General features: G+C 63.0%; 20 protein-coding genes and 2 pseudogenes. 13 read left to right on the plus strand and 9 right to left on the minus strand.

The features are described from left to right. Positions 1 to 11: 11 nt before the first annotated feature. A complete protein-coding gene (gene secF, locus P3T40_RS06365; RefSeq protein WP_429266836.1) occupies positions 12 to 962 on the plus strand; it encodes a protein translocase subunit SecF in 951 nt (316 codons plus the stop codon). A gap of 113 nt (positions 963 to 1,075) precedes the next feature. Here secF and P3T40_RS06370 read toward each other — a convergent pair whose 3' ends face one another. The 4 genes from P3T40_RS06370 to P3T40_RS06385 all read right to left on the minus strand — a co-directional run bounded on the left by P3T40_RS06370 (position 1,076) and on the right by P3T40_RS06385 (position 4,265). Next, the gene (locus tag P3T40_RS06370) at positions 1,076 to 2,353 is read right to left on the minus strand and encodes an MFS transporter (RefSeq protein WP_429266837.1); all 1,278 of its coding nucleotides are present in this window, start codon (positions 2,351 to 2,353) and stop codon (positions 1,076 to 1,078) included. 106 nt (positions 2,354 to 2,459) lie between these two features. Further along, positions 2,460 to 3,026 carry a YceI family protein gene (locus tag P3T40_RS06375; protein WP_429266990.1) on the minus strand — a complete coding sequence of 189 codons (567 nt, stop codon included), beginning with the start codon at positions 3,024 to 3,026 and terminating at the stop codon, positions 2,460 to 2,462. 102 nt (positions 3,027 to 3,128) lie between these two features. After that, positions 3,129 to 3,692, minus strand: coding sequence for a YceI family protein (locus P3T40_RS06380; RefSeq protein WP_429266838.1), 564 nt, complete (start codon positions 3,690 to 3,692; stop codon positions 3,129 to 3,131). Between the two features lie 12 nt (positions 3,693 to 3,704). Further along, a complete protein-coding gene (locus P3T40_RS06385; RefSeq protein ID WP_429266839.1) occupies positions 3,705 to 4,265 on the minus strand; it encodes a cytochrome b in 561 nt (186 codons plus the stop codon). Positions 4,266 to 4,686: 421 nt separating this feature from the next. Between P3T40_RS06385 and P3T40_RS06390 the strand changes: the two genes are divergently transcribed. The 6 genes and pseudogenes from P3T40_RS06390 (at position 4,687) to P3T40_RS06415 (ending at position 12,232) form a co-directional block, all read left to right on the plus strand. Then, the gene (locus tag P3T40_RS06390; protein WP_429266840.1) at positions 4,687 to 5,403 is read left to right on the plus strand and encodes a paraquat-inducible protein A; all 717 of its coding nucleotides are present in this window, start codon (positions 4,687 to 4,689) and stop codon (positions 5,401 to 5,403) included. Positions 5,404 to 5,410: 7 nt separating this feature from the next. Continuing rightward, positions 5,411 to 6,124, plus strand: coding sequence for a paraquat-inducible protein A (locus P3T40_RS06395; RefSeq protein WP_429266841.1), 714 nt, complete (start codon positions 5,411 to 5,413; stop codon positions 6,122 to 6,124). Then, entirely contained in the window at positions 6,117 to 7,775 is a 1,659-nt protein-coding gene (locus P3T40_RS06400; protein ID WP_429266842.1) for an intermembrane transport protein PqiB, read from the plus strand. Before P3T40_RS06395 ends, P3T40_RS06400 begins: the two co-directional genes overlap by 8 nt. Further along, a pseudogene (locus P3T40_RS06405) lies at positions 7,772 to 8,488 on the plus strand (PqiC family protein); the annotation flags it as partial. The gene P3T40_RS06400 and the pseudogene P3T40_RS06405, both read left to right, overlap by 4 nt. Positions 8,489 to 8,806: 318 nt before the next feature. Continuing rightward, on the plus strand, positions 8,807 to 10,918 hold the full coding sequence (locus tag P3T40_RS06410; protein WP_429266843.1) for a site-specific recombinase: 2,112 nt from the start codon (positions 8,807 to 8,809) through the stop codon (positions 10,916 to 10,918). 30 nt (positions 10,919 to 10,948) lie between these two features. Continuing rightward, on the plus strand, positions 10,949 to 12,232 hold the full coding sequence (locus tag P3T40_RS06415; RefSeq protein WP_429266844.1) for a THUMP domain-containing class I SAM-dependent RNA methyltransferase: 1,284 nt from the start codon (positions 10,949 to 10,951) through the stop codon (positions 12,230 to 12,232). A gap of 137 nt (positions 12,233 to 12,369) precedes the next feature. Here the strand turns inward: P3T40_RS06415 and P3T40_RS06420 are convergent, their stop codons facing one another. Next, positions 12,370 to 12,825, minus strand: coding sequence for an SRPBCC family protein (locus tag P3T40_RS06420; protein ID WP_429266845.1), 456 nt, complete (start codon positions 12,823 to 12,825; stop codon positions 12,370 to 12,372). Between the two features lie 88 nt (positions 12,826 to 12,913). Next, entirely contained in the window at positions 12,914 to 13,237 is a 324-nt protein-coding gene (locus P3T40_RS06425) for an ArsR/SmtB family transcription factor (protein ID WP_429266846.1), read from the minus strand. A 210-nt stretch (positions 13,238 to 13,447) separates the two neighbouring features. Between P3T40_RS06425 and P3T40_RS06430 the strand changes: the two genes are divergently transcribed. Beyond that, a complete protein-coding gene (locus P3T40_RS06430; protein WP_429266847.1) occupies positions 13,448 to 13,834 on the plus strand; it encodes a VOC family protein in 387 nt (128 codons plus the stop codon). Between the two features lie 105 nt (positions 13,835 to 13,939). Beyond that, positions 13,940 to 14,632: pseudogene (locus P3T40_RS06435) on the plus strand (helix-turn-helix transcriptional regulator); the annotation flags it as partial. Between the two features lie 42 nt (positions 14,633 to 14,674). Here P3T40_RS06435 and P3T40_RS06440 read toward each other — a convergent pair. The 3 genes from P3T40_RS06440 to P3T40_RS06450 all read right to left on the minus strand — a co-directional run bounded on the left by P3T40_RS06440 (position 14,675) and on the right by P3T40_RS06450 (position 17,666). Further along, positions 14,675 to 16,129 (minus strand): NAD(P)(+) transhydrogenase (Re/Si-specific) subunit beta, encoded by a 1,455-nt coding sequence (locus P3T40_RS06440; protein ID WP_429266848.1) that lies wholly within the window; start codon positions 16,127 to 16,129, stop codon positions 14,675 to 14,677. Beyond that, positions 16,126 to 16,455 (minus strand): NAD(P) transhydrogenase subunit alpha, encoded by a 330-nt coding sequence (locus P3T40_RS06445; RefSeq protein ID WP_429266849.1) that lies wholly within the window; start codon positions 16,453 to 16,455, stop codon positions 16,126 to 16,128. The genes P3T40_RS06440 and P3T40_RS06445 overlap by 4 nt, the downstream gene beginning before the upstream one ends. Before the next feature lie 68 nt (positions 16,456 to 16,523). After that, positions 16,524 to 17,666 (minus strand): Re/Si-specific NAD(P)(+) transhydrogenase subunit alpha, encoded by a 1,143-nt coding sequence (locus P3T40_RS06450; protein ID WP_429266850.1) that lies wholly within the window; start codon positions 17,664 to 17,666, stop codon positions 16,524 to 16,526. 247 nt (positions 17,667 to 17,913) lie between these two features. Here P3T40_RS06450 and P3T40_RS06455 point away from each other — a divergent pair, with 247 nt between their 5' ends. The 4 genes from P3T40_RS06455 (at position 17,914) to P3T40_RS06470 (ending at position 22,380) form a co-directional block, all read left to right on the plus strand. Beyond that, a complete protein-coding gene (locus P3T40_RS06455; RefSeq protein WP_429266851.1) occupies positions 17,914 to 18,414 on the plus strand; it encodes an NUDIX hydrolase in 501 nt (166 codons plus the stop codon). Further along, positions 18,411 to 19,556 carry a tRNA 2-thiouridine(34) synthase MnmA gene (mnmA, locus tag P3T40_RS06460; RefSeq protein WP_429266852.1) on the plus strand — a complete coding sequence of 382 codons (1,146 nt, stop codon included), beginning with the start codon at positions 18,411 to 18,413 and terminating at the stop codon, positions 19,554 to 19,556. The genes P3T40_RS06455 and mnmA overlap by 4 nt, the downstream gene beginning before the upstream one ends. A gap of 126 nt (positions 19,557 to 19,682) precedes the next feature. Further along, positions 19,683 to 21,293, plus strand: coding sequence for an FMN-binding glutamate synthase family protein (locus P3T40_RS06465; RefSeq protein ID WP_429266853.1), 1,611 nt, complete (start codon positions 19,683 to 19,685; stop codon positions 21,291 to 21,293). A 241-nt stretch (positions 21,294 to 21,534) separates the two neighbouring features. Further along, entirely contained in the window at positions 21,535 to 22,380 is an 846-nt protein-coding gene (locus tag P3T40_RS06470) for an FkbM family methyltransferase (RefSeq protein ID WP_429266854.1), read from the plus strand. Positions 22,381 to 22,429 lie beyond the last annotated feature (49 nt).

Here is a 22,429-nt window from a genome sequence, read left to right on the forward strand (position 1 = left end):
AGAACAAGACCATGGAATTTTTCCGCATTCGCAAAGATTTGCCGCTCATGCAGCGCGCGTTGGTGTTCAACGCGATCTCGCTGCTGACGTTTATCGCTGCTGTGTTTTTCCTGCTGCATCGCGGGCTGCATCTGTCGGTGGAGTTCACCGGCGGTACGGTCATCGAAGTCCAGTATCCGGGCACCGTGCCCCTCGAGCCGGTGCGCGGCACGCTCGCCAAGCTCGGTTACCCGGACGCCCAGGTGCAGAATTTCGGCACCTCGCGCGATGTGCTGATCCGTCTGCCGGTCAAGGCCGGCCTGACCTCCGCTCAGCAGAGCGATCAGGTGATGGGCGCGCTGAAGGGTGAAGATGCCCAGGTGCAGTTGCAACGCGTCGAGTTCGTCGGCCCGCAGGTCGGCAAGGAACTCGTCACCAACGGCCTGCTCGCGCTTGCCTGCGTGGTGGCCGGCATCGTGATCTATCTGTCGTTCCGCTTCGAATGGAAGTACGCCGTCGCCGGTGTGATCGCCAACCTGCACGACGTGGTGATCATTCTCGGCTTCTTCGCGTTCTTCCAGTGGGAGTTCTCGCTCTCGGTGCTGGCCGCCGTGCTCGCGGTGCTCGGTTACTCGGTGAACGAATCCGTGGTTATCTTCGACCGGATTCGCGAAACCTTCCGCCGCGAACGCAAGATGACGGTCATCGAAGTCATCAACCACGCGATTACCAGCACGATGTCGCGGACCATCATCACCCACGGCTGTACGCAGATGATGGTGCTGTCGATGTTCCTGTTCGGCGGTCCGACGCTGCACTACTTCGCATTGGCACTGACCGTCGGTATTTTGTTCGGTATCTATTCGTCGGTGTTCGTTGCGGCAGCGCTGGCAATGTGGCTCGGCGTGAAACGCGAAGATCTGGTGAAGGACAAGAAGGAACGCCACGATCCGAACGACCCGAACGCGGGCGCGCAGGTCTGAGGTTCGAAGCAGTTGCGGATTGTCAACAAAGCACTGCCAGTCGTAAATGCAAAGGCCGGTTCAGTCGAACCGGCCTTTTTCGTTTACCGCCGCTGAACGCGTCCTTCAACCCTTCAACTAAACCCAAGCTTACGCCGCGCGGCAATCAAGGCAGCGAGGCTCACCACCGCGGCGAACATCATGTAGAAACTGGGCGCGACCTTCGACCCCGTGGCGCCGATCAGCCACGTGATGATGAACGGGCCAAACCCGCCGAAGATCGTCACCGCAATGTTGTAGGCGAGTGACATGCCGGTTGTGCGTGTTTGCACCGGGAAAATCTCCGACAGCAAACCCGGCAACGCGCCGAAATAACCGGTCATCAGGAAGCCAAGCACGATCTGCACGACGATCAGGGTCCCGAAGCTCGGATGAGCGACCAGGTAGACGAACGCCGGATAGATCAACACCAGCAGCAGGACCGCCGACACGAGCATGATCCGCGTGCGGCCATGCCGGTCCGACAGACGCCCGACTAGCGGCGCAAACAGCATCTGAATCACGCCGGTCAAGGCGATCGCGGCAAACGCGACCGAAGGCGCCAAGCCTAGTTGCTTCACACCGTAAGTCGGCATGAACAGCACGAGGTAGGTGGACACGGTACCGAGCACCACAACGCCCATCGCAATCAGCAAACGCAGCTTCTGACTCGTAAAAGTGTCGCGCAGCGGTGTGGCGGTGGGCTCCGCAGCCAGGAATTCCGGCGTCTCATCGAGGCGCGTCCGGATGTACCACGCCACGGGCCCAATCAGCAGACCGAAGAAAAACGGCACGCGCCAGCCCCATGAAGCCATCTGCTCAGCCGACAGCTTGCCCGTCAGCACCACGCCGAATACTGCCGCCAGCAGCGTGGTCAGCCCTTGGCTTGCCACCTGCCAGCTCGCGAAGAACCCACGGCGGTCGGGCTCGTGCTCGGCGAGAAAAGCCGTCGCACTGCCGAACTCACCACCCGCGGAAAAGCCCTGCATCAGGCGCGCCGCCACGAGGATCAGCGGCGCCGCGAGGCCGATGGTCTGGTACGAGGGAAGGATGGCGATGATCAGCGTGCCGCTCATCATCAGCAGGATTGACAATGTGAGCGCTGCCTTGCGCCCGGCACGGTCCGCGTAGGCGCCAATCAATATGGCGCCGAGTGGCCGCATGAAGAACGACACCCCGAAAGTGCCGAGCGTCAGAAGCAACGAAACGGTGTCGTTGCCGGTGGGAAAGAACAGCTTCGCGATCACGACCGCGAAAAAGCCGTAGACAACCAGATCGAACCATTCGAGCGCGTTGCCGATCGACGCGGCAACCACCACGCGCCAGGAATCCGGGCGGCTCGCCGCCAGGCTTGCAGACGTCGTTACGTTCATGCAGATCTCCGTTGCGCGCGAAATTATCGTTTTAAAAAAACCGCTTCGTCGCATAGCGAACGAAGCGGTTTCTTCTGCAATGGCACGACAGCGCCGCCAGCGCCTCTTACTGCTTGATGCCTTCCGCCTGTATATCCAGCTTGGTGTCCATGCTGAAACCATACCTGCTGCCGAAGTCCATGCCGTAATCCGCGCGGTTGAAATGGGCGCTCGCTTCCACGCCGCACACTTCGCGCTTAAGCACCGGATGCTGCATGCACTTGAACGTGTCGATCGTCAGATTCAGCGGCTTGGTGACGCCATGCATCGTGAGGCTACCGATTACTTCGACCGGCTTGTCGCCGTCAAACTTGATGTCCGTGCCTTTGTAGGTTACCGAAGGATATTTCGTGACGTCGAAGAATTCGTTGGATTGCAGATGCTCGTCGAGCTTGGGGTTGCCGGTCTGGACCGAAGCCGGGTCGACCGTCACGTCGACCGTGCCGGTTTTTGCCGCGCGGTCGAGCGTCACCATGCCGGAGCTTTTCGTGAACTTGCCGCGCCACACCGACAGGCCGCCGAAGTGATCCGCCTCGAAGCTCGGATAGGTGTGAGTCGGGTCGAGCATATACGTGTCAGCCGCCACAGCACTGAACGAGACAGAGGCCGTCAGGGCGGCAGCAGCGATCAGCAGAGTTTTTTTCAAGGCATGCTCCTTTCAGGAAAGCACAGCGCGCGAGGCGCGCGGCGGGTTCGCAGTGCGGCTGCGGCAGGTGTCACCGCAGTACGCGTCACGTCACTTATGTGCTGCAACGATATGAAACTTGATGACCACGTCGTCGGCCACCACCGAGGTGTCTTTCCACTCGCCGGTGCCGATATCGAACTGCGTGCGCTTGATCGGCAGCGAACCGTCGAAGGCCTGGGTGGCGCCCTGCTGGGTCACGGTGACAGGCACCACCACCGTCTGCGACTTGCCCTTGATGGTCAGCTTGCCGGTCACCTTGAACTGGTTGCCACCCGCCGGTGCGATCGCGCTCGAGACGAAGGTCGCCTGCGGGAAAGTCTTCGCGTCGAACCAGTCCTTGCCGCGCACCTGCTCGTTGTAACTGTCGTCACCCAGATCATAGCTGCCCACGTCGACGCTGAACTGCGCGCTGCCTTCGGCCGGTTTCGCCGGGTCGAAGGAGACCTGCGCGGTGAACTTGTTGAACTTGCCGTCCACCGGCACGTTCATCTGCTTCGAGGTCGCGGTAATCGTGCTCTTCGAGACATCGACCTGAGCGAGCGCGCTGCCCGCCGCGCTCAGCGACGCGGCAGCGAACGCCGCCAGCATGTAGCGATAAAACGAAACCTTCATGTCGTTTATTCCTTATTTGATGAAAGGGATCATGCGCGACAGCAGACCGTCGCGGTCCAGCCATTGATGCTTGAGCGCCGCGGCCACGTGCAACACGAACAGTACGAGTAGCGTGTAGTTGAGCGTGATGTGGATATTCTTCAGCACTACCTTGAGAACGGGATCGGGTGCGATCAGGCGCGGCAGCGGCACGAGGCCCAGGTACACCACCGGCACATTGGCTGCGGAACTGTAAAGATAACCGGACACAGGAATCGCAATCATCAGCACGTAGAGCAACAGGTGCGTCAGATGCGCGGCGGTGCGTTGCCACGACGCCATGCGGCGAGGCAACGGGGGGGCGCCGTGGGTGGCGCGCCAGAGGATGCGCAGCACCGACAGCGCGAACACCGTCACGCCGATCCATTTATGCCAGGAGAAATAGCGCAGCTTGGCAGGCGTAAAGCCGGGGATATCGGTCATCACCCAGCCAAGCCCGAAGCCGCACACGATCAGGAGCGCGATCAGCCAGTGAAATGCAATGGCTGTTCGCGTGTAGGACTCGCGAGCGCCGAAGGTGGATTTGATTGCCATGACAGGTCAACGCAAGCTGAAAGGTTAGCGGCGCAAGCGGATGACAATCCAGTCCAAAGCAGGCGGGTCGTCCCATATGCGAATTGCGTAGGGTCGCTGCAGCCGGAATCGCCGGCCTGCCGCGACACACGCCAAGGCCGCCATGCTACCCCAAGCCGAAAAAGCCGGCAGGCGTAGTTCAGCGAAGCGTCCCACGCGCTCAAGCAGGCGCTATAAAAGCGATTGAACAATTAGGGCCCGAAAATGTCCGATACCTGTCGGAAATCTTAAGGAAGCGGTACGCTTGTCTGACGGGCTTCTCGCGCCGAGCAAAGCACGCATGGAGGATGCCTTTGGTACTATTGCTCCAGGCTTTCGCCAGTCCCCACCGTGCAAGCTTGCGTTGCACGCCCCCGCTCACGTCGTTTTGCCCTTCAGCCGCATGGAACATGACAACCTGATCGCGTGCCACGAGTGCGACACCCTTTTCCAGAAGCCGCGCCTGCTCGGCAGCCGCTCCGTGGCGCGCTGCCCACGTTGCGGTGCGACCCTGTATCGGAGCGCGTCGCGGCGGCTGGACGGCATCAGCGCCATGACGCTGGCCGCATTGTTCACCTTTCTGATCGCCCAGGGCTATCCGATTCTCGAACTCGATGCCAATGGCATCACCTCGCAAACCACCCTGTTCGGCGCGCTCGTCGCCCTTTGGGACCAGGATATGCAGATCGTCGCGGTAATGGTGTTTTGCGCGACCACGCTGTTCCCGTTGACCGAACTCGTTGCGCTGCTCTACGTGCTGATCCCGATCCGTTCAGGCTATGTGCCGCCAGCCTTCAACCAGGTGCTGCGGGCCATCCAGTTCGTGCGGCCATGGGGCATGATCGAGGTGTTTATGCTCGGCGTGCTGATCACCATCGTGAAGATGGTGAGCCTTGCTCGCGTGATCCCCGAGGCGGCGCTCTTCGCATTCGGCGCGCTGACCTTGATGTTCGCGGTGGTGCTCATGTTCGACCCGCGCACCTTGTGGGACATCGCCGACGAGCTGACCGCACGGCGCGCCCGGCCGATGCCGCGCACGACCGCCGACAGCGCGGCGGCAGCGGTCAACGCGACGCTCACGAACACCGCAGGCCAGCCCTCCGTACCCCACCAGGGATGACTGCACGATGAAATACGTCACCGCGTTACGCGCGGGCCTGGTTTCCTGTCACGCCTGCGGCCGCGTCGAACCGCGCATCCGTTCCATCACCCCCCAGCACTGCTCGCGCTGCGGCGCGAGGTTGCACCGGCGCAATCCGGACAGCCTGATGCGCACCTGGGCGCTACTGCTTGCGGCTGCGTTGCTGTATATTCCGGCGAATCTGTTGCCGGTGATGCACACCTCCTCGCTGCTCGGCTCGGAAGACGACACGATCATGAGCGGCGTCGTCTACTTCTGGACCTCGGGCGACTGGCCGCTCGCGGTCATTGTGTTTATCGCCAGCATCATGGTGCCGATGCTCAAGTTGAGCGTGCTCGTGCTCCTCACCGTCACGGCCCAGCGCCGCTCGCGCTGGCGCCCGATGCAGCGCACCATGCTGTACCGCATGGTCGAGCGGATCGGGCGCTGGTCAATGCTCGACGTGTTCGTCGTCACGCTGACGGTCGCGCTGGTGCGCTTCAAGTCAATCGCGGTGATCACAGCCGGCCCTGGCGCCATTGCGTTCGGCTCGGTGGTGATTCTGACCATGATCGCGTCGATGCAGTTCGACCCACGGCTCATCTGGGACACCGTGGATGGCGCGGACAACAGTGTAAAAAAGAAGACGAAGCGCGTGACAGGCCCGCAAGAAGGCACGCAAGCCAGCATCCAACAATCTCAGGACCCCAAACATGACTAGCCCGCAAGGACCGACGCCCGCCCCCAGCGCGCCGCGCAACGATTCGAACGGACCCACGCTGCCGCCCAACCTGCCCGATCCCGAGATCGAACCGCGCAGCCACTGGTTGCCGTCGCTCGTCTGGGTGATCCCGCTGATCGCCGCGCTGATCGGCATCGCGCTCGTGATCAAATCGGTCACCGAAAAGGGACCGGAAATCAGTATCAGCTTCAGCAATGCCGAAGGGCTCGAACCCGGCAAGACCCAGGTCAAGTACAAGGACGTCAATATCGGCCTCGTGAAGAACGTCACGCTGTCGAAGGATCTCTCGCACGTCCTGATCCAGGTCCAGTTGACCAAGGAAGCCGAAAACTTCGCCGTCAAGGACACGCGCTTCTGGGTGGTGCGTCCGCGCGTTGGCGCAAGCGGCGTCACCGGCCTCACCACGCTGCTGTCGGGTGCGTACATTGGCGTCGATGCCGGTCATTCGCAGGATACGCAGAAGGATTTCGTCGGGCTCGAAACACCGCCGCCCATTACCGGCGACCAGAAGGGTCACCGCTTCACGCTGCATGGCGATTCGCTCGGCTCGATCGATATCGGTTCGCCGATCTTCTACCGCCGCGTGCAGGTCGGCCAGGTCGTGGGCTTCTCGCTCGACAAGGACGGCACCGGAGTGACTATGCAGGTGTTCGTCGCCGCGCCTTACGACCAGTATGTCGGCGTCAACACGCGTTGGTGGCATGCGAGCGGCGTCGATCTGCGGCTCGATTCGAGCGGCTTCAAACTGAACACGCAGTCGCTCGCCACGGTGCTGGTGGGCGGTCTGTCGTTCCAGTCGCCGCCGGGGCAGCCGGTCGGTGCGCAGGCGCCGCAAAACATGACCTTCCGCCTCGGCTCGGATGAAACCGACGCGATGCGCGAACCCGACGGCGTGCCGCTGCGCGTGGTGATGAACTTCAACCAGTCGCTGCGTGGGCTGTCGGTCGGAGCACCGGTCGATTTCCGCGGCATCGTGCTGGGCCAGGTGACCAACATCGGCATCGACTACGATCCGAAGACCCGCAACTTCACGATGCCGGTGACGATGAACCTGTACCCCGACCGCCTCGGCAAGCGTTTCCGCGACTCGGCACCGGAGCCGGGCAGCGTAGCCGGGCAGGATCTGCTGGAACGCCTCGTCAAGAATGGATTGCGCGGCCAGTTGCGCACAGGCAATCTGATTACGAGCCAGTTGTATGTCGCGCTCGATATCTTCCCGAAGGCGGCGCCTGCCTCGGTCGATGTCCACAGCGATCCGCTCGAGCTGCCGACGATCCCGAACACGCTCGACGAGTTGCAATTGCAGGTGGCCGATATCGCGAAGAAACTCGATCAGGTTCCGTTCGACCAGATCGGGGCCAACCTGAACAGCTCGCTGAAGAACGCCGATCAGTTGTTCACGCGCCTGAACAACGAGGTGGTGCCGCAGGCACGCGACACGCTGGCGGCCGCCAAGCAGACCTTCGGCTCGGCTCAGGCGACGCTGCAGCAGGACTCGCCGCTGCAATCGGACGTGCATCAGGCGCTGCAGGAACTGACCCGCACGCTGCAATCGCTGAATGCGCTGTCGGACTATCTGGAGCGCCATCCGGAATCGCTGTTACGCGGAAAACCAGGAGATAAACCATGATGTTTGCCCGGCTCCCCCGTTCGCCGCGTGGGCTTGCCCGCGCCGCCGCGTGCCTCGCCGCATGTGCCGGACTGCTGATGCTCGCGGCGTGCTCGTCGTCGCCGCCGAGCCACTTCTACACCCTGGGCGCCGACGCTGCGCCCGCTACCACGCGCAGCGCCGCCGCCTCGGCGCTGCTGATCGAAGTGTCGCCGGTCGACGTGCCGTCGCAGGTCGCGAAAAATCAGCTCGTAGTACAGGCGGGTTCGACCCAGGTGCAGATCCTCGAGCAGGAACGCTGGGCTTCGCTGCCGGGCGACGAGATCCGCCGCGCGTTGTCGTCCGATCTCACGCAGCAGTTGGGCACGATCGACGTGTACGGCACCGCGTATCCGGAAGGCACGCCGGTGTACCGGGTCACCGTCAACGTGCAACGCTTCGAGTCGTGGCCAGGCTCCCATGCATTGATCGACGCCGTCTGGAGCGTGCGTGCGGTGCGCAGCGAGACCATCATGACGTGCCGCAGCACCATCACCGAACCGGTGACGGCAGGCTATGACGCGCTGGTCGACGGCCATCGCCAGGCCGTGCAGCAGATCTCCACGCAGATCGCCGCCGGCATAGAGGCGATGGCCGCTGCCGCGCCTCGAGTGCCCACTGGCGCGTCTGCGAAAGCCGCTGCCGGCGCGCCGGCGCGGATGTCTCCGGCGACGATCCCTTGTCCACTGCCGGGCGGTCCGAGCGCCGCGCTCGACGGTGCCGGCGGTCTTGCTGCCAGTCTTGCGCTTGGACTGACCAGCATGCGTACTGGCGCGAACAGCTGATCTGTCAGCATGGCTGCGGCGGACGCGCATCGAGCGTCTGCCGCACTCTCTGCTGCGACATCTGCAGCAGTACCTCTTGACGTCAACGAACCTGCTTCCGCGTCGCGAGCCTAACGCGGGGCGCTGTAGCGACCTATCCCATCCGGCCAGCTTGCCGGATCCTTTCTGTTTAGCGATCCTGAGTGCTTCAATCCCAAGGATCGCGACTCGTCACGCATTGAACACTCCATGTTTCGTTCCCTCAAAACCTTCGTAAAGAAATGGCGCGCGTCATGCAATAGCGGGCACCAGCTCGACGCGTTGCTGGCCATCGCCGATCAGCACGCGCCGTATGCAGAACGCAGCGAATGGCTGATCGAACTGGCGCACTGGATCCATCGCGGTGGGACCGTCCAGGCCGTGACGCAGGAGCCGCTCGCCGACGAGGCACGCCGGCTGCCCGAGCACACGCGCCTGCGCTATCTGCTGCATGTGCTGGACCGCAACCCGGCGTGGAAGGCGAACGTGGCGGGTATTTTGCGTGCGCTGCTGCGCGAGAGCGACGGCATCTCGCTGCTGTGCGACGCCGGCATGCCGGTGCATTCGGCCTTTTTCGGCGCGCTGTTCGAGCGTCTGGAATCCTCACTGATTCCGCCCGCTCCGAACCGCCGCGACCTGTCGGCGATCTTCACGCTGATGTTCACCGCCGCGCAAGATGCTGATTGGATCGCCGCGCTGCCCACCGATCTGCTCGCCCGCATTCGCGATCTGTTCACTTATGAGCTGGACACCGGCAACCCGCGCGAGGGTGTGCCCTTCTCGCTCGATCTGCTCGCAGCTCTGCATAACCTGACTTGCCAGATCAGCTCAACCGGACTGTCGCAAACGGTGCGCAGTCGTCTGGGCGACGCCGACGTGCGCATGGCCATGGAGAAGCAGCCGTTCTACCGTCTCACGCGCGCGATGCTGGCCGTTGAGGCGGCCCATCAGGTGGAAGAGGAAGGTGCGGAGCCGGGCAAGCTGCTGCACGAGGTCAACTATCTGCGCGTGCTGCTCGACGAATGCCGCATTGCCACCGATAACGTCTTTAGCCATCTGTACCGCAACGGCGTGAGCGTCGACATCGTGTTTCAGGTCGAACGTATGCGCATGCGTATCCAGCGCGCCGAGCATCTGCTGGACGCGTGGATGGCGTCCGACGATCTGCACGCCAGCTCGCGTCTCGTCGCCGAACTGGTGAGCGCCAACCATGCTAGCCAGAGCGTCGCGCACCTGATGCGCAGCAACTTCTCCCTGCTGGCGCGCAAGGTGGTCGAATACAGCGCCGATACCGGCGAGCACTATATTGCGCGAGATCGCGCCGAGTATCTGAAAATGCTGCGTATGGCCGCGGGCGGAGGCCTCGTCACCGTGGTGACGGTGTGCCTGAAGTTCGCGATCACCGGCGCGCATCTGCAGTCGATGCTGGAGGGCCTGCTCGCCGGCATCAACTATGCGGCCAGTTTTCTGCTGATGCACTTCCTGCATTTCTCGCTCGCCACCAAACAGCCGGCCATGACGGCACCGACGATCGCCCGTGAGCTCGACGGCGCCGGTACGCCCGAAGGCGTGGACAGTTTCGTAAGCTCGGTGGTCGCGCTGATCCGCACCCAGGCCGCGGCCGTGTTCGGCAACGTGATGCTGGTCTTCCCGGTGTGTCTGAGCGTGCAGTTGCTGTGGCATATGATATTTCACGCGAACATCATTTCGCCGGAGAAAGCTCACGCGACATTGCATTCGTTCTCGCTGATCGGGCCCACGCCGTTTTATGCGGCGCTGACCGGCGTGCTGCTGTGGTCGTCGAGCCTGCTCGCCGGCTGGGCCGACAACTGGTTCGTCCTGCACCGGGTCGCCGATGCGCTCACGTACAACCGCCGCTTGCGCATGACGCTCGGGCCGGCCGGCGCCGCGCGTCTCGCGAGATTCTGCCGCTCGAACGTGGCCGGTGTGGTGGGCAATATCACCCTCGGCCTGATGCTCGGCCTCGTGCCCGCCGTCCTGACTGCGCTCGCCTTCACCTTCGAGGTCCGGCACGTGACGCTGAGCGCGGGGTCGATCGGTGTGGCGCTCGGCGTGCTCGGCAAAGGGGCACTGGATTTGCCGGAGTTCTGGTGGGCGATAGCGGGCGTATGCAGCATGGCCATCCTGAACGTCGCCGTCAGTTTCGCGCTCGCGTTTCATATGGCCGTGCGCTCGCGCGACCTGCGGCGTAACTATGTGCGCTCGTTGCGCGGGGCAATCTGGCGGCGGGCGTTCCAGCGACCGCTGGATCTGGTGTGGCCGGTGAATGCCCGGCCGACACAGCCCGACCGCGTACAATAGCGCCTTATTCAACGCCTCCCGGCAACTTCAATGTCCTTCGATTTTTTCATCCCCTGCCCTCGCGGCCTGGAAGCCGCGCTGGCGGCCGAACTCGCCGAAATCGCCGCGCGCCACCTGAATGGTGCGCCGTTCACCGCGGGCGCGCAGGTCCCGGGTGGGGTGCATTTCCGCGGCGGCTGGGCTGCCGGCATGGCGGCCAACCTGCATTCGCGCATTGCCAGCCGTGTGCTGCTGAAAATCGCCCACCGGCCGTATCGCAGCGAGCAGGATATCTATGCACTCGCGCTCGAGCAGCGTTGGGAACAATGGTTCTCCGCGCGTGAGACCCTGCGCGTCGACGTCACGGCCATCAAGTCGCCGCTGCGCAGCCTCGAATTTGCCACGCTGCGCGTCAAGGACGCGATCTGCGACCGTCTGCGCGAAGTGAGCGGCGACCGTCCCAACATCGACACCAGCGCGCCGGACGTGCGCGTATTTGTCTTCCTCACCGCCACCGATTGCACGCTGTACCTCGACACCTCGGGCGAGCCGCTCTTCAAGCGCGGCTGGCGTCTCGACAAGGGTGCAGCGCCGCTGCGCGAGAACCTCGCGGCGGGCATCCTGCGCCTGACCGGCTGGACAGCCGGTACGCCCTTGTACGATCCGATGTGCGGCAGCGGCACGTTCCTCGCGGAAGCCGCGCAAGTGGCGTTGAATATCGCGCCGGGTGCGGAGCGTCGGTTCGGCTTCGAGAAGCTCAAGCAATACGAAGCCAAAACGTGGCAGACGCTGAAAGCGGCTGCTTTGGATGCGAAGCACGCAGCACATGCGTCGCGTGCCGATCTGCAGATTTTCGGCAGCGACATTTCCGGCGACATGCTCATCAAGGCACGCGCCAACTTCGAGCGCGCGGGTTTGCCGTCGGTCTCGCTTAAGCAGGTAGACGCACGCGGCATGGCGCCGCCGTCGTCGGAGCCGGGCATCCTCGTCGCCAACCCGCCGTACGGCGAGCGGATCGAAGTGCGCGGCCGCAACGCGCGCGGCGAACTCCGCGAGACGCGTGAGAACCGTGAAGACGACAGTTTTCGCCGTGCTCAGGAAGAGGCGCCGGACAGCGAATTCTTCAAGTCGCTCGGCGATGCGCTCAAGCAGCGTTTCACCGGCTGGCACGCGTTCATCCTGACCTCGGATCGCAAGCTGCCCGGTCAATTGCGGCTGCGTGAGTCAACCAAGACGCCCTTGTTCAACGGCGCGCTCGAATGCCGGCTGTTCCGCTTCGATCTGATCGCCGGCAGCGTCAGGCAACGTCCGGCGAACGATACGCCAGCGGCTTGATATAAGCGGGTTGTACGTCAACTGATTGAGAGGCTGCGGATGTCATGTCCGCAGCCTTTTTCATTGCACAGGCCAATCAGGCGCGATTCGCCGCCGGCCCCGTCCGCACAAGCGTTCTACGCCGCCTGGCGGCGTTCTTACGCTTTCGGTTCCGGCAACACCTCACCCGTTTCGAGCAGCGTCTTGAGATTGGAGAGGATGTGCGGCCAGCCACCGGAAACGGCTTCGATAAGCTTCGACTCCGGTTGATCCATCACATGGGTGATGGTCAGCTTGACGACGCCGCCGAGCGGTTCGAGGTACATCGTGCAGCGCGAGTAGCCTTCGGCTTTCAGCTCAGGCCGAAACTCGTTGCGCCATTTGATGACAAGGCGCCTTGGCGGATCAGCCTCGACGATCTCGCCGGTATCGGCAATCCGGCCATCGGCGAAGACCAGTTGCCATGGCGAGCCGGCCTTCCAGTCACTGTCCGCATGCACGCCGAACCAGTATTGCCTCGTGAACTGCGGGTCAGTCAGCGCCGTCCACAGGCGCTCGGGGGTCGTGCGAATGAACGTGACATAAACAAACGTGCTTGCGGCCGGGTTAGTCATGATCGTCTCCTGTCGACCAGAGTTCGCGCTTCAGCTGTCGATCAGAGTTCGCGCTTCAGCGCGTTACTCTGGTCCCATGCAAAGCTCGTTACTCTGGTCCCATGCCATCGCGCTCAAGCGTCCGCTTGAGTTCCGCGAGCGCGGCAAGGCGTGTGCGCTCGAACTTGCCGATCCAACGCTCGCTGATTTCATGAATCGGCACCGGATTCAGGTAATGCAATTTCTCGCGACCGTGCCAGAGCGTCGCAACCAGATTGGCCGTCTCCAGCAGCGCCAGATGTTTGCTGACCGCCTGACGGCTCATGGCCAGGCCCTCGCATAGATCACCGAGCGTCTGCCCGTTCCGCGCGTGGAGCAGGTCGAGCAACTGGCGGCGGGTGGGATCGGCGAGCGCCTTGAATACGGTGTCCATGCAGATGGCGTTGTGGTGTGCTTCATTATGCAACCTTATGGTTGCATGTCAAGGACATCCGGAAAAATCGAAGGCTACTGACAGAACGTTGTCAGTAGCGCCACCGCACACTCCTGATCACGCCATCCGGCGCGTCACAAGAACCACCCCGGGCCGCCCCCGCGCCATGCCAGGCGACTTGGACCTACCCACCGCCCCAAGGAGAGTGTCATGTCAGCAGCCGCAACCCACATCATTTCCTGGTTCGAAATTCCGTCCACCGACTTCGAACGCGCCGTGCGCTTCTACGAGACCGTGCTCGCCACCGAGCTGCGGCGCGAGAATGTAGGCGATCAGCCGATCGGGATTTTTCAGTACACCGAGCCGGCCACCGGCGGCTGTGTCATCCACAGCCCCACGGCCAAGCCTTCCACCGACGGCGTGGTGGTCTATCTGAACGCGCAGCCGAATGTCGATGCCGTGCTGGCACGTGTCGAGAAGGCCGGCGGCAAGGTGCAAGGGCCCGTCATCGAGCTGCCGCAGGATATCGGCTATATCGGCTTCTTCACCGATACCGAAGGCAATCGCATCGGACTGCATTCGCCGAAGAATGCCTGACGGATTAGCCGACGCGCGATCTGGCGCCCACAGTGCCCATGCAGCGCCCATGGGCATCCTGCAGCGCTATGATCGCGGGACCGCCCTGCTCCCCTCAACCAGACGCCCACGATGACGCGCCGTGCCGACCGCCTGTTCCAGATCGCCGAGCTGCTCCGCGGCCGGCGTCTGACGACCGCGCAACAACTCGCCGACTGGCTGCATATCTCGCCCCGCACCGTCTACCGGGATGTGCGTGATCTGCAGTTATCGGGCGTGCCGATCGAGGGGGAAGCGGGTATCGGCTACCGCTTGAACCGCTCGGCGAGCCTGCCGCCGCTCACCTTCACCGTCGACGAACTCGCGGCGCTCGCCGCCGGCGCACGCATGCTCGAAACCTGGGGCGGCGCGAGCTTCGCAAAAGGTGCGCGCGGCGCGCTGGCGAAGATCGCTTCGACAATGCCCGCCGACAAGCGCGCGACCCTCGACCGGCTACCGATCTTCGCGCCGTCGTTTCATATCAAGGGCGAGTTTGCAGAGAAGGTCGATGCACTGCATCTCGCCATCGACGGCAAACGGGTCGTGAGCTTTGCGTATCGGGATCGTAAAGGCGCGCAAACGGAGCGGCGCGTCTGGCCGCTCGGACTGGTGTATTGGGGTGCGCGCTGGACCATCGGCGCGTGGTGTGAATTGCGCGGAGACTTCCGCAATTTCGACGTCGAAGAGATTCGCGAGTTGCTGGTGCTCGAGCCGTTCCCCGATATGGAGGGCAGACGGCTCGCGGATTTTCTAAGGCACGTCGAAGTGAAACAGCGGTGAATTCTGGGCCACTTCGGGGCCGCGCACCGCGGCCCCAACCCCTCACTCCACCGACTTCACCATATCCTCGATGACCTTCTTCGCATCGCCGAAGACCATCATGGTCTTGTCCATGTAGAAGAGATCGTTGTCGAGACCCGCGTAGCCGGCCGCCATCGAACGCTTGTTGACGATCACCGTGCGCGCCTTGTACGCCTCGATGATCGGCATGCCGGCAATCGGTGACTTCGGATCGGTCTTCGCCGCCGGATTCACCACGTCGTTCGCGCCGAGCACCAGCACCACGTCCACCTGACCGAATTCGCTGTTGATGTCATCCATCTCGTAGACCATGTCGTAGGACACCTCGGCTTCGGCCAGTAGCACGTTCATGTGCCCCGGCATGCGCCCTGCCACCGGGTGAATCGCGTAGCGCACGTCGATTCCTTTCTCCGTCAGCTTGTCGGTGAGCTCCTTCAATGCATGCTGCGCCCGCGCCACGGCCAGACCATAGCCCGGCACGATCACCACGGTTTCCGCATTGCCGAGCATGAACGACGCATCTTCGGCTGAGCCCGACTTGACCGGCCGCTGCTCCTGCGCGCCGCCCGCAGCGGCCGCACCGGGTTCCGCACCGAAGCCGCCCAGCAGCACGTTGAAGAACGAGCGGTTCATCGCGTGGCACATGATGTACGAGAGGATCGCACCGGACGAACCCACCAGCGAACCGGCGATGATCAGCATCGGATTGTTCAGCGAGAAGCCAATGCCCGCCGCCGCCCAGCCCGAGTACGAATTGAGCATCGACACGACCACCGGCATATCCGCGCCGCCGATCGGGATGATGATCAGTACCCCGAGCGCGAACGCGATCAGCGTCATGATGATGAACGGCAGCCACGCTTGCGTGAGAAAGAAGATCACGCCGAAGCCGAGCATCCCGAGCGCGAGGAACAGGTTGATCAGGTGCTGTCCTGCATAGACCACCGGCGCGCCCTGAAACAGGCGGAACTTGTATTTGCCCGAGAGCTTGCCGAATGCGATCACCGAACCGGAGAACGTGATGGCGCCGACGAACGTGCCGATAAAGAGCTCAATGCGGTTGCCGTACGGCAGGAAACCCGGGATCGGATTGTCCGGATCGACAAGGCCGAACGCCGACGGCTCCGACACCACCGCGTAGGCAATACACACCGCCGCTAGACCGATCAGCGAGTGCATGGCCGCAACCAGTTCGGGCATCTTGGTCATCTCGACGCGCGCGGCGACAAATGCCCCGATCGCGCCGCCGACCACCAGTGCCGCGAACAGCAGTCCGAGGCCAAGCCCGAGATTCGAGCCCAAACCTGCGGCCTGCTTGAGGATCAGCGCGATGGTGGTGAGGATCGCTATCGCCATCCCGGCCATGCCGAACGTGTTGCCGATGCGCGCGGTCTTCGGGTTCGACAGCCCCTTGAGCGCCTGGATGAAGCAGACCGAAGCAACGAGATAAAGCAGCGTAACCAGGTTCAGACTCATTGCGCCTTCTCCTTTGCCGCTGCGGGAAGCTTCTTCGGCTCTTTCTTCTTGAACATCTCCAGCATTCGCCTGGTGACGAGGAATCCGCCGAACACGTTGACCGCAGCCAGTGCCACAGCCAGCGTGCCGAAGAACTTGCCCGTGTCGCCCACGGTGAGACCCGCAGCCAGCATCGCGCCCACGATGACAATCGCCGAGATCGCGTTGGTCACGGCCATCAGCGGCGTGTGCAGTGCAGGCGTCACGTTCCAGACCACGTGGTAGCCGACGTAAATCGCCAGGATGAAGATGATCAGGTTGATCACCGTATGGTTGATGACTTCCATTGCCTTTCTCCCTTGTCGACCAGAGTTCGCGCTTTAGCGCGTTACTCTGGTCCCATGCAACGTAGTTGCTAAGCCTTGCGCGTGACTTCGCCGTCGCGGGCCAGCAGCGTGGCCGCGACGATGTCGTCCGCGAGATCGATGTTGAGTGCGCCTTCCTTGTTGATGATCAGCTTCAGGAAGTCGAGCAGGTTGCGGGCGTAGAGCGAGGAGGCGTCGGCGGCCACCATCGACGCCAGGTTCGTGAAGCCCACGATCTGCACGCCGTTTTTCGTCACGATCTTGTCGGCCTCGGTCAGCGGACAGTTGCCGCCGCGCCGGCCTTCGTACTCGGGGCCACGGCCCGCGGCCAGATCGATCAGCACGGAGCCCGGTTTCATGGCCTGCACGGTGTCGACCGAGATCAGCGTCGGTGCGGGGCGGCCCGGAATCAGCGCGGTCGAGATGACGATATCGGCCTGTTTGGCCCGTTCGTGGACCAGCGCTGACTGGCGCGTGAGCCAGGAAGGCGGCATTGGCCGTGCATAACCACCCACACCTTGCGCGGCCTCGCGCTCCTCATCGGTTTCGTACGGCACGTCGAGAAACTTCGCGCCGAGCGACTCGATCTGCTCTTTTACCGCCGGACGGACGTCTGAGGCCTCGATCACTGCGCCCAGGCGCTTGGCGGTCGCAATCGCCTGCAAGCCCGCCACGCCCGCGCCGAGAATCAGCACCCGCGCCGCCTTTACAGTGCCCGCGGCCGTCATCAGCATCGGCATGAAGCGCGGGTAGAGGTCCGCGGCAAGCAACACGGCCTTGTAGCCGGCAATATTGGCCTGCGACGACAGCACGTCGAGACTTTGCGCACGCGTCGTGCGCGGCGCGGCTTCGAGCGCGAAGGCGGTCACGCCAGCAGAAGCGAGCTTCGCGGCGTTGTCGGCATTGAAAGGATCGAGCATGCCGACCAGCACCGCGCCGCGTTTCAGATGCGGCAGTTCGGCGTCAGTAGGCGATTGGACTTTGAGAACAAGCTCGGCGTCGAATGCGGTGGCTGCATCGACGATCTCCGCGCCGACTGCGCTGAAAGCTTCGTCAGGAAAGCTGGCGCCGGTTCCGGCACCGCTCTGGATCGTGACCCGGTGGCCCTGCGACACGTATTTCTTCACCGTCTCGGGGGTGGCGGCAACGCGTGTTTCGTGCGCTCGCGTCTCGGCTGGCACTCCGATGTGCATCTTTGACTCCTCCTCGGCCTTCCTGTTGTTACGACAGAGCTGCCGACGAGGCACGCCGGCTTGCAATTGCAACGGCTACCACAGCACTGTAACCGAAACCGGGGGGTTGACAGAAATCAGGGACAATCCGGGGGGGCGTGGCCGGGCGGCGCGCCCCTCGCCCCCCAGCCCGGCGCACGGAGCGCGGCCACGGCCGACTCGCCCGCTTCCGGGCAGCCAGCCGCCATAGACGGTAAAATACCGCCCCATGAATCCGGAAACTTGGGCTGCGCACGTCACCGTGGCCGCCATTGTCGAGCGCGAGGGACGTTTTCTCCTCGTCGAGGAGCACACCGACGACGGGCTGCGTCTCAACCAGCCCGCCGGCCATCTGGAGGCGGGTGAAACGCTCGCCGAGGCGGTCGTGCGCGAAACGCTCGAAGAATCGGCGCATCCGTTCACGCCCGAGGCGCTGGTGGGCGTCTATATGACGCATTTCGAGCGCCCGGCCTCAGCGGGCGTCACCTATTTGCGCTTCACGTATTGCGGCAGCGCCGGGGAGGCCGAGGCCAACCGCGCGCTCGATCCCGATATCGTCCGCACATTGTGGATGAGCGCCGACGAGTTGCGCGCGTGCCCCGAGCGGCACCGCACGCCGCTCGTGATGCGCTGTATCGACGATTACCTCGCAGGCCAGCGTTTCCCGCTCGACTTCGTGCATACGCATTCGGTCGGGCCCACCCGATCAAGCAAGTCAGGCAACCCATGAGCAAGCAGAAAGTCGTAGTAGGCATGTCGGGCGGCGTCGATTCGTCGGTTACCGCATGGCTGCTCAAAGAGCAAGGTTACGATGTCGTCGGCCTTTTCATGAAGAACTGGGAAGACGACGACGACGGCGAGTACTGCTCGACGCGGCAGGACTGGATCGATGTCGTCTCGGTGGCCGATCTGATCGGCATCGACGTCGAAGCGGTCAACTTCGCCGCCGAATACAAGGACCGCGTGTTCGCCGAATTCCTGCGCGAATACTCGGCCGGCCGCACGCCGAATCCGGACGTGCTCTGTAACGCCGAAATCAAGTTCAAGGCCTTCCTCGACCACGCCATGTCGCTCGGTGCGGAAACCATTGCGACCGGCCACTACGCGCGCGTGCGCGAGATGGACGGCCGCTTCGAATTGCTGAAGGCACTGGACCACACGAAGGATCAGTCGTACTTCCTGCACCGCCTCAATCAGGCGCAACTGTCGAAGACGATGTTTCCGCTCGGCGAAATCCCCAAGACCAAAGTGCGCGAAATCGCCGAACAGATCGGCCTGCCAAACGCGAAGAAAAAGGATTCGACCGGCATCTGCTTTATCGGCGAGCGGCCGTTCCGCGATTTTCTGAACCGCTACCTGCCGACCAAGCCGGGCCCGATGAAAACCACCGACGGCAAGATAGTTGGCGAGCATATCGGCCTCGCGTTCTACACATTCGGCCAGCGCAAGGGTATCGGTCTCGGCGGCAGCCGGTCAGGCAGCGGCGAGCCCTGGTTCGTCGCCGGCAAGGATATTCCGTCGAACACGCTGTACGTTGCCCAGGGCCACGATCATTCATGGCTGCTGAGCCACACGCTGAGCGCGGGCAATACCAGTTGGGTGGCCGGCCACCCGCCCGCCGAAGACTTCGCGTGTGGGGCGAAAACGCGCTACCGGCAGGCCGACGCGGCCTGCACATTCAGCACAGCGGAGCAAGCAGACGGCCACTTCGCGCTCAATTTCGAAGATGCGCAGTGGGCTGTCACACCGGGGCAATCGGCCGTGCTCTACGATGGCGAGATCTGTCTGGGCGGCGGCATCATCGAACATGCGGTTACCGCACAACCGGCCGTGCGGCAGCCGCAGACCGCTGCGCTTCTCACCGCGCGGTAAATAGCCTAATGAGTCGGGCAATGAGTAGCGCAATAAGCGGTGCAATAAGCGGTGCAATAAGCAGCACGATGAACAGCGCAGCCATATAACAATCAGCGGTTAACCGCTCTCTGCAACGGAGTCCCCATGTTTTCTCGACGTTATCTGGCCATGTGGTGTGCGGTCGTGCTGCTCGTTGCGTGTGCCGTGCTCGCCTCGGCCCATCATCTGTCGTGGTTCTGGATCATCGTTCCCGTATTGCTCGTCGCGCTCGGTCTGTTCGATCTGACCCAGGAACGCCATGCGATCCTGCGCAACTATCCGCTGTGGGGTCACTTCCGTTTCCTGTTCGAATTCATCCGGCCCGAGATTCGCCAGTATTTCGTCGAGGACGATACGGACGAAAAGCCGTTCTCGCGCGCCCAGCGCAGCATCGTCTACCAGCGCGCGAAGAACGACGTCGACAGCCGCCCGTACGGCACCGAGCTTGATGTGAAGGCGGTGGCGCACGAGTGGATCAGCCACTCGCTCGCGCCGACCAGGCTCGACGGACACGACTTCCGCGTGGCGGTCGGTCCGGATCGCGCCCAGCCCTACTCGATGTCGATTTTCAATGTGTCGGCGATGAGCTTCGGCTCGCTCTCGGCCAACGCCATCATGGCGCTCAACCTTGGCGCCAGGAAAGGCAACTTCGCGCACGACACCGGCGAAGGCTCGATGTCGAAATACCACCGCGAGCATGGCGGCGACATCATCTGGGAAATCGCTTCAGGCTACTTCGGCTGCCGCAACGATGACGGCTCCTTCAACGCCGACAAGTTCGCGAGGCAAGCGCAAGAACCGCAAGTGAAGATGATCGAGGTGAAGCTGTCGCAAGGTGCGAAGCCAGGCCACGGCGGCGTGCTGCCGGCCGCCAAGATCACGCCGGAAATCGCCGAGACACGTGGTGTGCCGATGGGCCGCGACTGCATCTCGCCCGCCACCCACTCCGAATTCTCGACCCCGCGCGGCCTGCTCGAATTCGTCGAGCGGCTGCGCACGCTGTCCGGCGGCAAGCCGACTGGCTTCAAGCTGTGTATCGGCCATCCGTGGGAGTTCTTCGGCATCGCCAAGGCGATGCTGGAGACCGGCATCCTGCCGGACTTTATCGTTGTGGACGGCGCAGAAGGCGGTACCGGCGCAGCGCCCCTGGAATTCACCGATCACGTCGGCGTGCCGTTACAGGAAGGACTGCTGCTGGTGCACAACACGCTGGTCGGCATCGGCCTGCGGCAACGGATTCGCATTGGCGCAAGCGGCAAGATGATTACCGCGTTCGATATCACCAAGACGCTCGCAATCGGCGCCGACTGGGTCAACTCGGCACGCGGCTTCATGTTCGCGGTGGGCTGCATCCAGGCGCAGACGTGCCACACCGGCCGCTGCCCGACCGGCGTTGCCACCCAGGATCCGGTGCGTCAACGCGCACTCGTCGTGCCGGACAAATCCGACCGGGTCTTCAACTTCCACCACAACACCCTGCACGCGCTGCAGGAAATCATCCAGGCCGCCGGCCTCAAGCATCCGGCCGAATTGCGCGCGCATCATATCGTGCGACGGGTGTCGTCGCATGAGGTTAGCCTGATGTCGGATCTGCTGAAGTACCTGGAGCCGAACGATCTGGTGAACGGCAACTACCGCTACTCGATATACGAAAAGTGGTGGCCGGTGGCGAGCGCCGAGTCTTTCGCACCGAAGGTGGAACTCGCGGCGACCTGACGCGTGTTTGCGGAGGGAAGGCGCCTGGGCGCGGCGCACCTTTCACGCAGTTTCGACGTAACGTCAGCACAACCTCACCGCCTGGATGCCACTCACTGTCAGGCGACTGCAGCCGCCTGACAGCAATCGCAAAGGTCTGCGCTTTTTTCAGAGAAACATAAGACTCCTTAGGAATTCGTCTTATATACAGCGGACGCGCCGAATCGTACATTCGGGGGTTATTTTGCCCCCGCTCAACGATATGCTTACGTCGCCCGTCGCATCTTTTCCCCTCGCTGCTCACACGCAGCTTGTCCAGACCCGCCACGGCTGGATGCTTGCCAATCCCAACGATTTCTATCTCGGCCGCGCGCTGCTGGAATACGGCGAGTGCGGCGAACTGGAGTCCGCCGTTCTGCGGCAGTTACTGGTTCAGCCGGGCGTCGTCGTCGAAGTAGGCGCCAATATCGGCGTGCATACCGTGATGCTCGCGCGGGAAACGCAGCAGCGGCGCCAGGTGCTGGTCGCCTTCGAACCGCAGCCGGTGATCTTCCAGAACCTGTGCGCGAATCTCGCGGCCAATGGCATCACCAACGTGCTCGCGTGGCCCTACGCGTGCGGCAGCGATGCAAGCACGCTCTATTTCGAGCGACCGGACTACGCAGCGCCTGGCAATTTCGGCAGTGTGGAAATGCAGACCAAACCGGGCACCGACACGATTCCCGTACCGTGCGTCCGGATGGACGACGTGCTGCGCACGCATACCGTGGGTCTGATCAAGATCGACGTGGAAGGGTTCGAGCTGGCCGCGCTGCAAGGTGCGCAGGAGACGATCGCGCGCTGCCGTCCAACGCTCTATGTCGAGAATGACCGGCTGGAGCGGTCGCAAGCACTGATCGAATGGCTGTGGTCCAAAGACTACCGGATGTGGTGGCATCTGCCGCCACTCTTCAATCCGGGAAATTTTTTCGGACGTGCAGAGAACATCTACGGCGGCCTGTTGTCGTGCAACATGCTGGCGCTGCCCCGCGAACTCGACCTCGACATCACCGGCTTCACCGAGGTGACCGATTCGACCACGCACGCGCTGATGAATCTGGTGAACTGAGCGGCCGGCGGTATCGCGCCCGCGCCGCGGTGGAGGCGAGGCCGCGGTC

Origin of the sequence: Paraburkholderia sp. EB58, from assembly GCF_050436665.1 — a bacterium.
GTDB lineage: Bacteria > Pseudomonadota > Gammaproteobacteria > Burkholderiales > Burkholderiaceae > Paraburkholderia.

Excerpts from the sequence above, each read along its gene's own strand:
- P3T40_RS06445 (WP_429266849.1), bottom strand. The coding sequence starts at position 16,455 with ATGGAAGTCATCAACCATACGGTGATCAACCTGATCATCTTCATCCTG.
- P3T40_RS06465 (WP_429266853.1), top strand. The coding sequence starts at position 19,683 with ATGTTTTCTCGACGTTATCTGGCCATGTGGTGTGCGGTCGTGCTGCTC.
- P3T40_RS06450 (WP_429266850.1), bottom strand. The coding sequence starts at position 17,666 with ATGCACATCGGAGTGCCAGCCGAGACGCGAGCGCACGAAACACGCGTT.
- P3T40_RS06410 (WP_429266843.1), top strand. The coding sequence starts at position 8,807 with ATGTTTCGTTCCCTCAAAACCTTCGTAAAGAAATGGCGCGCGTCATGC.
- P3T40_RS06470 (WP_429266854.1), top strand. The coding sequence starts at position 21,535 with ATGCTTACGTCGCCCGTCGCATCTTTTCCCCTCGCTGCTCACACGCAG.
- secF (WP_429266836.1), top strand. The coding sequence starts at position 12 with ATGGAATTTTTCCGCATTCGCAAAGATTTGCCGCTCATGCAGCGCGCG.
- P3T40_RS06440 (WP_429266848.1), bottom strand. The coding sequence starts at position 16,129 with ATGAGTCTGAACCTGGTTACGCTGCTTTATCTCGTTGCTTCGGTCTGC.
- P3T40_RS06425 (WP_429266846.1), bottom strand. The coding sequence starts at position 13,237 with ATGGACACCGTATTCAAGGCGCTCGCCGATCCCACCCGCCGCCAGTTG.
- P3T40_RS06385 (WP_429266839.1), bottom strand. The coding sequence starts at position 4,265 with ATGGCAATCAAATCCACCTTCGGCGCTCGCGAGTCCTACACGCGAACA.
- P3T40_RS06395 (WP_429266841.1), top strand. The coding sequence starts at position 5,411 with ATGAAATACGTCACCGCGTTACGCGCGGGCCTGGTTTCCTGTCACGCC.
- P3T40_RS06420 (WP_429266845.1), bottom strand. The coding sequence starts at position 12,825 with ATGACTAACCCGGCCGCAAGCACGTTTGTTTATGTCACGTTCATTCGC.
- P3T40_RS06400 (WP_429266842.1), top strand. The coding sequence starts at position 6,117 with ATGACTAGCCCGCAAGGACCGACGCCCGCCCCCAGCGCGCCGCGCAAC.
- P3T40_RS06415 (WP_429266844.1), top strand. The coding sequence starts at position 10,949 with ATGTCCTTCGATTTTTTCATCCCCTGCCCTCGCGGCCTGGAAGCCGCG.
- P3T40_RS06390 (WP_429266840.1), top strand. The coding sequence starts at position 4,687 with ATGGAACATGACAACCTGATCGCGTGCCACGAGTGCGACACCCTTTTC.
- P3T40_RS06370 (WP_429266837.1), bottom strand. The coding sequence starts at position 2,353 with ATGAACGTAACGACGTCTGCAAGCCTGGCGGCGAGCCGCCCGGATTCC.
- P3T40_RS06430 (WP_429266847.1), top strand. The coding sequence starts at position 13,448 with ATGTCAGCAGCCGCAACCCACATCATTTCCTGGTTCGAAATTCCGTCC.
- P3T40_RS06380 (WP_429266838.1), bottom strand. The coding sequence starts at position 3,692 with ATGAAGGTTTCGTTTTATCGCTACATGCTGGCGGCGTTCGCTGCCGCG.
- P3T40_RS06455 (WP_429266851.1), top strand. The coding sequence starts at position 17,914 with ATGAATCCGGAAACTTGGGCTGCGCACGTCACCGTGGCCGCCATTGTC.
- mnmA (WP_429266852.1), top strand. The coding sequence starts at position 18,411 with ATGAGCAAGCAGAAAGTCGTAGTAGGCATGTCGGGCGGCGTCGATTCG.